Origin of the sequence: Nocardia sp. NPDC060220 (genome assembly GCF_042727815.1) — a bacterium.
Lineage (GTDB): Bacteria > Actinomycetota > Actinomycetes > Mycobacteriales > Mycobacteriaceae > Nocardia.
On record NZ_JBHWZY010000943.1, the window covers coordinates 1 to 2,504 of the forward strand.

General features: G+C 66.2%; 2 protein-coding genes. Both read right to left on the minus strand.

Features of this window, described 5'->3' with window-relative positions; translation table 11 throughout:
- On the minus strand, nucleotides 1-1,324 hold a 1,324-nt coding region (locus ACFWF3_RS32040; protein WP_379317547.1), incomplete at its 3' end, for an MFS transporter.
- A gap of 207 nt (nucleotides 1,325-1,531) precedes the next feature.
- Nucleotides 1,532-2,504 (minus strand): RNA polymerase sigma factor (locus tag ACFWF3_RS32045; RefSeq protein WP_379317549.1); only part of this gene is annotated, 973 nt, incomplete at its 5' end.

Below are 2,504 nucleotides of genomic sequence, written 5' to 3' on the forward strand. Positions count from 1 at the left end.
GTTCACGCTGTTCCTCGATCGCCTCGGGCGTACCCGGCACCTGTGTGCCGCGCAGCGAGACACCCTTGGTCTCGATGAGGAAGAAGGACGCGATCAGGCCGACCGCGCACGCAGCGAGCATGTAGTAGGCCGGAACCATGTTATTGCCGGTCGCGCTGATGATCGACTCGTTGATCACCGGGGCGGTGCCACCGAAAATCGACGTGGCCACGTTGTAGCCGATCGCCACACCGGCGAACCGCACGATGGTGGGGAACATCGCGGGGAACGTGGCCGAGATCGTCGCCAGCTGCGGCGCGTAGAGCATGCCCAGGATCGCGAAGCCGACAATCGCGCCGGTGAGCGAAGAACCGATCAGATGGTAGACCGGGATCACCGCGACCATCATCGCCGCACACGAGAACATCCACATGGGTTTGCGCCCGATCCGGTCGGAGAGGGCACCCAGGAACGGCAGGGTGCACAGCATCGCGATCTGGCCGATCAGCGGCACGAGCAACGCATCGGATTTGTCCATACCCAGCGCGGAGCCGAGGTAGGTCGGGGTGTAGCTGATCAACGAGTAGTTCACGACGTTCAGCGCGATCACCAGGCCGAACAGGGTCAGCACCGGGCGCAGGTACTTCGTCACCAGATCGCGATAGACGCCGGAGACTTCCTCGGTCTCGTCCTTGCTGTCGACCTCGCGGAACACCGGGGTGTCCTCCACCCGGCTGCGCAGGTACATGCCGATCAGGCCGAGCGGACCGGCGATCATGAACGGGATGCGCCAGCCCCACGAATTCATCGACGCGTCGTCGAGGACATTCACCAGCAGCAGGGCGACCAGGTTGCCGAGCGTGAAGCCGGCGAGCGTGCCCACCTCGAGGAAACTGCCATAGAATCCGCGCTTGCGATCGGGTGCGTATTCGGCCATGAATGTCGCGGCGCCACCATATTCACCACCGGCGGAAAGTCCCTGGATCATGCGCAGCGCGTACAGCAGAATCGGGGCGCCGATGCCGATCATGTCGAAGCTCGGGATAAGGCCGACGGCGAGGGTCGATCCGGCCATCAGAATAATCGTGGTGGCGAGCACGCGCTTGCGCCCGATGCGGTCGCCGAGCGGACCCCAGATCATGCCGCCGACCGGCCGGATCAGGAACGATACGGCGAAACCGAGCAGCGTGTAGACCATCCCGGACTCACCGTCACCGGGGAACAACGACCTCGCGATATACGTCGCCAGATAGGCGTAGACACCATAGTCGAACCATTCGACCGCATTACCGATCGCCGACGCACCGATTGCCCGGTGCAGCACCGTTTTCGATTCCCTTGACATCCACAACACCCTCTCGTCGTCGCCTTTCACGAATACCCGACCTCTTTGCGAGCAAACGTTACGAGCGCGCGAAGACCGGCCTTTATGGCCTCTATACTGCGAATATGGTCCTGCGACCCGGTGTATTTCTGCCGCCGTTCGGCGACCTGGCCGACCCGCGAGTGCAGGCCGAGCCCCGCTGCGGCGGGCGGCGCCGGCGCTCGACGATCAGGCGAGTCCGGCGAGCTTTTTTGCGAGGACGTTCTTCTCACGTTCGTTGCCACACCGGCGGATGGCTTCGGCGAGCTCCGCACGAGCTTCGGTGGTGCGGCCGAGCCGGGTGAGCAGTTCACCGCGCACGCTGGGCAGCAGGTGCGAGGTGGACAGGGCGCCGGATGCGGTGATCTCGTCGACGATCGGCAGGGCCGCGGCGGGCCCGTCGGCCATCGATACCGCGACCGCCCGGTTCAGGTCCACCACCGGCGACGGTGCGAGTCTGCCCAGTGCTTCGTACAGCACGACCACCCGTTCCCAGTCGGTCCGCTCGACCGACGGTGCGACGGCGTGACATTCGGCGATCGCGGCCTGAAGCCCGTAGGCGCCCAGTCCACGCCCGACCGCACCGGCTTTCACCAGCGCCGCACGACCGCGCCGGATCGCCGAGCGATCCCAGCGGCGGCGGTCCTGCTGTTCGAGCAGGACCGGCTCACCGTCGGGACCGGTGCGGGCAGGAAATCGCGCCGCGGTCAGTTCGAGCAGCGCCAGCAGTCCGTAGACCTCGGGTTCGTGGGGCATCAGCCGCGACAGCACGCGGGCCAGCCGCTGCGCTTCCCCCGCGAGGTCGAAGCGGATGAGGTCGTCGCCGGTGCTGGCAGACGACCCCTCGGTGAAGATCAGATAGATGACCCCGAGCACCGAACCCAGCCGGGCCCGGCGCTCGGCGACCGGCGGCACCTCGAAGGGGACTTCGGCGGCGCCGAGAGTCTTCTTCGCCCTGGTGATCCTGGCCTGCACTGTCGCGGTCGGGACCAGGCACGCCTTGGCGATCTCGTCGCTGGTCAGACCGCCGACGACACGCAGCGTCAAGGCCAACCGCGCCTCCCGCGAGAGCACCGGGTGACACGAGATGAACATCAGCGCGAGCACATCGTCGCCGATTTGATCGGGATCCCACAGCACGTCCTGCCCGGCACGCACAGGG